This is a genomic window from Citrobacter sp. CtB7.12, from assembly GCF_001297795.1.
Lineage (GTDB): Bacteria > Pseudomonadota > Gammaproteobacteria > Enterobacterales > Enterobacteriaceae > Citrobacter_A > Citrobacter_A amalonaticus.
The window spans coordinates 83,202-90,136 of record NZ_LIFT01000018.1 but is presented as its reverse complement, the minus strand read 5'-3'; the positions used below and the strand labels follow the sequence as shown (position 1 = coordinate 90,136).

The following is a 6,935-nucleotide window of genomic DNA, read 5'->3' as shown; positions in this document are numbered from 1 at the left end:
CGCTTGTCCGGGTTGTAAGTGCTGAGGATATCCAGAAGCAGCTTAAAACCCTTTTCACAGATTTATTCTTTACCCGCGCGGTAACGTTCGAAACACGCGATATCATCCTGGACACTATCGACGACCCAAATATTCCGATCGCAGCGTTTTGTTCACCTATGGTTGGTAGTAAGGTGGCGCGTGATGAGGGCTATGAATCAAAATCCATCCGTCCGGGTTACATGAAGCCCAAGAGTAGTATTGACCCAAATAAACTGGCCGTTCGCCCGGCTGGTGTCACACCAGAACAATACAGCACGCTCGACACCCGCAATATCAAGATTAAGCAGGCCATTCTTAAACAGTCGATTGCTATCCGGGCGCGTATTGAATGGCTTGCGGTTCAGGCTGTCACTACCGGGAAAAATATCATTGAAGGGGAAGGTATTGAGCGCTACGAACTGGACTGGAATATCAAAACCCAGAACATGATCATTCAGTCTGGTGGTGCAGCCTGGTCAGGTAAAGACAAGGCAACATTTGACCCAAATGACGATATTGAAGCCTATTCAGAACTGAGTGAAGGGGTAACAAATATCATCATCATGGGTGGAAACGTCTGGAAGAAATATCGCTCATTCAAAGCGATTAAGGATGTGCTCGATACTCGTCGCGGATCAAATGCTCAACTGGAAACGGCACTTAAAGACCTGGGTGATTCAGTGAGCTTTAAGGGATATATGGGAGACGTTGCAATCGTGGTTTATAGCGGTCGCTATACCGATGAAGACGGCACCGAAAAATATTTTCTCGATCCTGATTTGATGGTGCTTGGAAATACGGCCCTGCAGGGGATTGTGGCTTATGGTGGGATTCAGGACCCTGAACTTATCCGTATGGGGATCACCAAAGCAGAACTCGCGCCTAAAAATTACATCGTGCCTGGCGATCCGGCTATTGAATACGTCCAGACCCATTCCGCGCCGCAACCTATTCCGGCTCGTATTAACCGCTTTGTCACCGTTCGAGTGGCTTAAGGAGCATTCATGACTACGCATTACACTGAGCTGGTGGCTGGTACCGAGGCGCTGGTGTCTACTCTGGGGATATTTGTTGGTGGTAAGGGGGTTATCCCGGCGCTTACGCCGCTGATGCAGGATAACACCACTGGCGCTCTTGTTGTCTGGGATGGCGTGAACGCAGGACAGGCGGTGTATGTGTCGTGCTTTGCCGTTGATACCGCCAGTCAGACACAGGCGCAGGTCTATAAAGCGGGCGTGATGAATGTTGACGTGCTCAACTGGCCTGAGGCTGTGACGACCCTCTCTGCTAAGGTTGCCGCCTTTGTTGGCTCTGGTATTTCTGTTCAACCGCTGGCACTGGTGTAAGGGGATTACAATGAAAGAAAACAGCCTGATGGCAACTGCCGATGCCCTCTATCCGGATTCTGTTGTGCGCGAGCTACAAGAACTGGCAGACAAGATGAACGTAAGTGAGCGCCTGGTTGATATGAATCAGGTGATTGAACTGACCACACTAAGCCGCAGAACGTTACTGAACCTCGAGGCTCGTGGTGAATTTCCGGCGCGTGTACAGGTCACTGAGGGTCGCAAGGCCTGGTATCTGAGTGAAGTGATTGAGTGGATTAACAACATTCCCCGTTGCTCTGAGACATGCCAGATCCCTGTACCAGTCAAACCAGAAGCTTCGCTATGCCTCAAGACTGAACGAGTTCGCCGCCAGGTCCGTGATGGGAAAAGCAAGCTGGTAGGCTGATCGGACAGGCTCGATTGACCCGGTAATTGGGCGCGGGTCCTTTCGGGAGATCCGGCTTACTACGGGGCGGCGACCTCGCAGAATAGCGCTATTTATGAGATTTTCTGAGATGCTGGTGGTGGTGTTGTTGTTCGTTGTATCAGTATGATTTAGATGGTTTTTATTACTTCAATACACCCACCTGAGCATTAAAAAAACGGTATAAAGGTGGAAAATGGCTCAGCATCTACTGAATAAGAAGAACATGGCAAAAAGCTGTAAGGTCGGTGTGACAGCTTTCGACAAATGGGGCATCGAACCGATACAGCGTATCGGGCGTGAGGCATTTTATGATGTTGCCAGCGTGGTGAGTAACAGGGTTGAAAATGAGCTGAGTAAAATTATGGATCAGGGCGGCGACATTGATGACGCTGAACTGTTAAAGGCCCGGATTCGCCTGACGAACGCCCAGGCAGATGCGCAGGAGTTGAAGAATGCCCGTGAAACAGGCGAGGTTATTGATACTGCATTTGCCACTTATGTCCTTGCGAAACTTGCCGCAGAAATCGGTTCAATCATGGATAGTCTTCCTCTGACAATAAACCGTAAATTTCCGGACATGGAGACTCGCTACTCCAATGCTATCAAAGTTGAGGTAAACAGGGCGGTAAGCCGTGCTTCAACTGTTGCTGACCTTATTCCTGAAATGGCTGAGCGGTACATTGAAGAAAATCAGAAGGGCTGAATACTATGAATCCATGTGCAGAAGTCATGACAACTATCAAACTGAGTGGATCTTTAGCTTCTTTATTCGGCAGAGAACATCAGCGCCTTATCGGTCCGACGCGTGAAGCATTCAGAGCATTATCAGCCACTATTCCGGGATTTGAGAAATTCATGAACACCAGCAAGGCGCGAGGACTCACTTTCGCCGTGTTCGTGGATAAAAATAATGTTACGCAGGATGACCTCGATTTTCCAAATGGTGGTCGGACGATTCGAATCGTTCCGATCATTATGGGTAGTAAGCGTGCAGGTGTACTGCAGACCATTCTTGGTGCTGTCCTGGTGGTCGTTGGCGTACAGGGGTCAACGATAGGGCAAGCATGGGGCGGTGGTGTATGGGGGCCGGCAGCATGGAAAATTGGGGCGGCAATGATGGTGGGTGGTGTCGTGCAGATGTTGTCTCCTCAGCCCGCAGGGTTAGCCAGTAAACAGGATGCGGCTAATCAGGCCAGTTACGCGTTTGGTGGCGTGACGAATACCGTCGCACAGGGTTATCCGGTTCCTCTCTTATACGGAAAGCGTCTCATCGGTGGCGCGATTATTTCAGCTGGCATCTATGTAGAGGACCAGCAATGACCAACAAGGCACAATTATGGCCGGAAGGTGAGATATTTACCCGAGAGATATTGATACCGACCAAATACGAGCCTTTGCCAGTGCAGGTGACTTACACGGCTCCTCCTCTCGAGATCGTTGTCGAGACGTGGCAGAACAGAGACCCTGCGAAGGCTTACGCTCTGTTTCGACAGTTTATTGTTGACTGGGATCAGCAGGACAAACTTACCGACGATATTCTGATGCGCTTTCTGTCAGGCTACCCGGGTGCGGATGAGGCTATTTTTGCCGGGTGGTGTGAGTACATGAAAGAGGCATTAGCAACAAGATTGTCGATTTTACAAAATATTTCGACAGCGATACATTGACTTGAGCATTTGAATGAAATATTGGATTGATGGTATTTGATTTTTTATAGCAGTAATATAAAAAAGCATAGATTATGCACAGCTAACATTCTGTATAAACAAGGAATTTATATGTCATTAGCCCAGAAAATGAAGTTGCAAGACCTCAAGTCGAAAATTGAAGAACTGAGTACCGCCCGTCGTGACCTTTTAGCAAAACAGATGGGAGATGCCGCTACGGCAATTCAAGATGCCTCTTTAGCGTATTTTACTTCTAAAGGTTTTACCATCAGCGGACAGATGCCCAAAGTTAAGGCTACCTATAATGGCGGGATTGAGACTTCCATCGATTTTTCCAACCTCCAAGGTAATTTTTGGGGTTGTGATGGCGTAGTTGAATTTAAGTATGAGAAAAAAACTTTTGTACTTGAATATCAAGTAGCGCGAGGAAATGCTCCTGATCGAGGCACTTTAATAGGGAGTCCTGAGGAGGTAATGCAAAGGGAAATCGAGTATTACGAGGATAAACTTGTGCCTTACTTACAAAATGCTGGGGTTTCCGATCTGAGCGGGGCAGTGGTGCTTTATACAAGAGTGAAAAATGCAACAAATGGAGTGACCACGCAAAAATATCAAAGTGTTGAGGAGGCCCTTGACACTTTCATTGATTAAGTAAGCACCGATTTTTCGAGGTTTTTTTAAACCCTGAAGAAAATGTTTGATGTCTAAAGGTCGCGTGCGGCCTTTTTTTGTACCTGGTAATACTCTCCTTGAGTATCCTATGGGTATCCTAGAAATGACTAAGGGCCTACGTTTTACCGTAAGCCCTTGATATTTGGTGGCCCCTGCTGGACTTGAACCAGCGACCAAGCGATTATGAGTCGCCTGCTCTAACCACTGAGCTAAGGGGCCGTGGCGGTGAATTATAAAGTAACTCCTGCGCGCAATCCAGCCATAACCGTACGTATGCTGTTTTATTAAACAACGTATTTTCAATCCGTTATACTTTTCTCATGACGTATCGTTGTGAGGTATTCATGGTAAAAGATATTTTAGCGCCGGGGCTGCGGGTCGTGTTCTGCGGCATCAATCCGGGGCTCTCTTCTGCCGGGACGGGGTTTCCGTTTGCGCATCCGGCAAACCGTTTCTGGAAAGTGATTCATCAGGCCGGTTTTACCGATCGCCAACTCAAACCGGAAGAAGCAGAACACTTGCTGGATTTTCGCTGTGGTGTGACCAAACTGGTCGACAGACCGACGGTGCAGGCTAATGAGGTTTCGCGTAAAGAACTGCATGATGGTGGGCGTCAACTGATTGCCAAAATTGAAGATTATCAACCGCATGCCCTGGCGATATTAGGTAAGCAGGCGTTTGAACAAGGCTTCAGCCAGCGCGGCGTAGAGTGGGGAAAGCAGAGCATAACGATTGGCGCAACGCAGGTGTGGGTGTTGCCGAATACCAGCGGACTAAGCCGTATTACCCTGGATAAACTGGTGGAAGCCTTCAGAGAACTGGATGAGGCGCTGATCGTGCGCGGAATGTAAAAAAAAACGCCACCGGGAAGGTGGCGTTTGCAGTTTATGCGACGGGATTAATCGTCCAGGAAGCTACGCAGGACTTCAGAACGGCTCGGGTGACGCAGTTTACGCAGTGCCTTCGCTTCGATCTGACGGATACGTTCGCGGGTCACGTCGAACTGTTTACCTACTTCTTCCAGCGTGTGGTCGGTGTTCATATCGATACCGAAACGCATACGCAGGACTTTCGCTTCACGCGCGGTCAAACCGGCCAGTACGTCGTGTGTTGCTGCACGCAGGCTTTCAGTGGTCGCAGAATCCAGCGGCAGCTCGAGGGTAGTATCCTCGATGAAATCACCCAGATGCGAATCTTCATCGTCACCGATCGGGGTTTCCATGGAGATCGGCTCTTTAGCGATCTTCAGCACTTTACGGATCTTGTCTTCCGGCATCAGCATGCGCTCGGCCAGCTCTTCCGGCGTCGGCTCGCGACCCATCTCTTGCAGCATCTGGCGAGAGATACGGTTGAGTTTGTTGATTGTCTCAATCATATGCACCGGAATACGGATGGTGCGCGCCTGATCCGCGATAGAGCGGGTGATCGCCTGACGGATCCACCAGGTTGCGTAGGTGGAGAACTTGTAACCACGACGGTATTCGAACTTATCGACCGCTTTCATCAGACCGATGTTGCCTTCCTGAATCAGATCCAGGAACTGCAGACCACGGTTGGTGTATTTCTTGGCGATAGAGATAACCAGACGTAAGTTGGCTTCAACCATCTCTTTCTTCGCACGACGCGCTTTCGCTTCGCCGATGGACATACGACGGTTGATGTCTTTGACCTGCTCGATAGTCAGGCCGGTCTCTTCTTCAATCTGTTGCAGTTTCTGCAGGCCACGGTGAACGTCATCGGCCACATCGTGCAGTTTTTCGGACCACGGTTTGTTCATCGCGATAGCCGCGTTGAACCAGGTTTCACTGGTTTCGTTGCCGGTGAACAGGGTGATGAAGTTCTTCTTCGGCATTTTGCACTGCTCAACGCAGAGCTTCATGATCAGACGTTCCTGGGTACGAACCCTGTCCATCATGACGCGCATGCTGTTCACCAGGTAGTCGAACTGCTTCGGCACCAGACGGAACTGTTTGAACACTTCAGACAGCTTCAGGATCTCAGCCTGAGCATCGGCGTGGCTACGACCTTTCGCTTTGATGGTGTCACGCGTGACTTCGTACTGCGTACGCAGTTCACCGAACTTCTCGCGCGCCAGCTCAGGGTCGATGCTGTTGTCGTCATCGCTGCTGTCGTCGTCTTCTTCCTCGTCTTCGTCCTCGTCGTCATCCAGGTCTTCCTGAGACAACTCAGAGCCAACGTGAGTGGCGGTCGGCGCCAAATCTTCTTCCGCGTTCGGATCGACAAAACCGGTGATCAGATCGGACAGACGGGCTTCTTCAGCCTCAACACGATCGTACTGCTCAAGCAGATAGGTAATGGCTTCTGGATATTCGGCAACGGAGCACTGAACCTGGTTGATCCCGTCTTCGATGCGTTTCGCAATATCGATTTCGCCTTCGCGGGTCAACAGTTCAACGGTACCCATTTCACGCATGTACATGCGAACCGGGTCAGTGGTACGACCGATTTCTGACTCTACGCTGGACAGAACTTGCGCGGCCGCTTCTTCCGCGTCTTCGTCGGTACTGGTGGTGTTTTCAGCAAGTAGCAGATCATCGGCATCCGGTGCTTCTTCCATCACCTGAATACCCATGTCGTTGATCATTTGGATGATATCTTCAATCTGATCTGAATCGACGATATCTTCCGGCAGATGGTCATTGACCTCGGCATAGGTCAGATAGCCTTGCTCCTTACCACGGGTGACAAGAAGCTTCAGCTGTGACTGCGGGTTTTGCTCCATAAGACGGTATCCACACTTAATTCGTTTGATTAGCGTCAGCAAGCCGTTGCTGCCAACATTTAAAGCGAGGGCGTACT

9 protein-coding genes and 1 tRNA gene are annotated in these 6,935 nt (G+C 49.8%); 8 read left to right on the top strand and 2 right to left on the bottom strand.

The window, feature by feature from the left end; genetic code table 11:
• From AOY24_RS18590 to AOY24_RS18560, 7 genes are all read left to right on the top strand, one after another.
• The coding region (locus AOY24_RS18590; RefSeq protein ID WP_054177141.1) for a major capsid protein at positions 1–1,016 on the top strand (1,016 nt) is incomplete at its 5' end.
• A 9-nt stretch (positions 1,017–1,025) separates the two neighbouring features.
• A complete protein-coding gene (locus tag AOY24_RS18585; RefSeq protein WP_054177140.1) occupies positions 1,026–1,367 on the top strand; it encodes a head decoration protein in 342 nt (113 codons plus the stop codon).
• Positions 1,368–1,377: 10 nt separating this feature from the next.
• Positions 1,378–1,755 (top strand): AlpA family transcriptional regulator, encoded by a 378-nt coding sequence (locus AOY24_RS18580; protein ID WP_054177139.1) that lies wholly within the window; start codon positions 1,378–1,380, stop codon positions 1,753–1,755.
• A gap of 214 nt (positions 1,756–1,969) precedes the next feature.
• Positions 1,970–2,479: a terminase small subunit gene (locus AOY24_RS18575; RefSeq protein ID WP_054177138.1), complete on the top strand. Its 510-nt coding sequence runs from the start codon at positions 1,970–1,972 to the stop codon at positions 2,477–2,479.
• Positions 2,480–2,505: 26 nt separating this feature from the next.
• A complete protein-coding gene (locus AOY24_RS18570; protein ID WP_082366200.1) occupies positions 2,506–3,096 on the top strand; it encodes a tail assembly protein in 591 nt (196 codons plus the stop codon).
• Positions 3,093–3,443, top strand: coding sequence for a hypothetical protein (locus tag AOY24_RS18565; protein WP_054177136.1), 351 nt, complete (start codon positions 3,093–3,095; stop codon positions 3,441–3,443). Before AOY24_RS18570 ends, AOY24_RS18565 begins: the two co-directional genes overlap by 4 nt.
• Before the next feature lie 111 nt (positions 3,444–3,554).
• On the top strand, positions 3,555–4,094 hold the full coding sequence (locus tag AOY24_RS18560) for a hypothetical protein (RefSeq protein ID WP_054177135.1): 540 nt from the start codon (positions 3,555–3,557) through the stop codon (positions 4,092–4,094).
• A 164-nt stretch (positions 4,095–4,258) separates the two neighbouring features.
• On the opposite strand, the gene AOY24_RS18555 is transcribed toward AOY24_RS18560, so the two are convergent.
• Positions 4,259–4,334: transfer RNA gene (locus tag AOY24_RS18555), tRNA-Ile, on the bottom strand.
• A gap of 125 nt (positions 4,335–4,459) precedes the next feature.
• Between AOY24_RS18555 and mug the strand changes: the two genes are divergently transcribed.
• A complete protein-coding gene (gene mug, locus AOY24_RS18550; RefSeq protein WP_042998198.1) occupies positions 4,460–4,966 on the top strand; it encodes a G/U mismatch-specific DNA glycosylase in 507 nt (168 codons plus the stop codon).
• A gap of 47 nt (positions 4,967–5,013) precedes the next feature.
• On the opposite strand, the gene rpoD is transcribed toward mug, so the two are convergent.
• Positions 5,014–6,858, bottom strand: coding sequence for an RNA polymerase sigma factor RpoD (gene rpoD, locus AOY24_RS18545; RefSeq protein WP_042998197.1), 1,845 nt, complete (start codon positions 6,856–6,858; stop codon positions 5,014–5,016).
• Between the last annotated feature and the right edge of the window lie 77 nt (positions 6,859–6,935).

What these genes read in the sequence shown, in the direction of transcription:
- AOY24_RS18585 (WP_054177140.1), top strand. Translation starts at nt 1,026, where the DNA reads ATGACTACGCATTACACTGAGCTGGTGGCTGGTACCGAGGCGCTGGTG.
- AOY24_RS18580 (WP_054177139.1), top strand. Translation starts at nt 1,378, where the DNA reads ATGAAAGAAAACAGCCTGATGGCAACTGCCGATGCCCTCTATCCGGAT.
- AOY24_RS18575 (WP_054177138.1), top strand. Translation starts at nt 1,970, where the DNA reads ATGGCTCAGCATCTACTGAATAAGAAGAACATGGCAAAAAGCTGTAAG.
- AOY24_RS18570 (WP_082366200.1), top strand. Translation starts at nt 2,506, where the DNA reads ATGACAACTATCAAACTGAGTGGATCTTTAGCTTCTTTATTCGGCAGA.
- AOY24_RS18565 (WP_054177136.1), top strand. Translation starts at nt 3,093, where the DNA reads ATGACCAACAAGGCACAATTATGGCCGGAAGGTGAGATATTTACCCGA.
- AOY24_RS18560 (WP_054177135.1), top strand. Translation starts at nt 3,555, where the DNA reads ATGTCATTAGCCCAGAAAATGAAGTTGCAAGACCTCAAGTCGAAAATT.
- mug (WP_042998198.1), top strand. Translation starts at nt 4,460, where the DNA reads ATGGTAAAAGATATTTTAGCGCCGGGGCTGCGGGTCGTGTTCTGCGGC.
- rpoD (WP_042998197.1), bottom strand. Translation starts at nt 6,858, where the DNA reads ATGGAGCAAAACCCGCAGTCACAGCTGAAGCTTCTTGTCACCCGTGGT.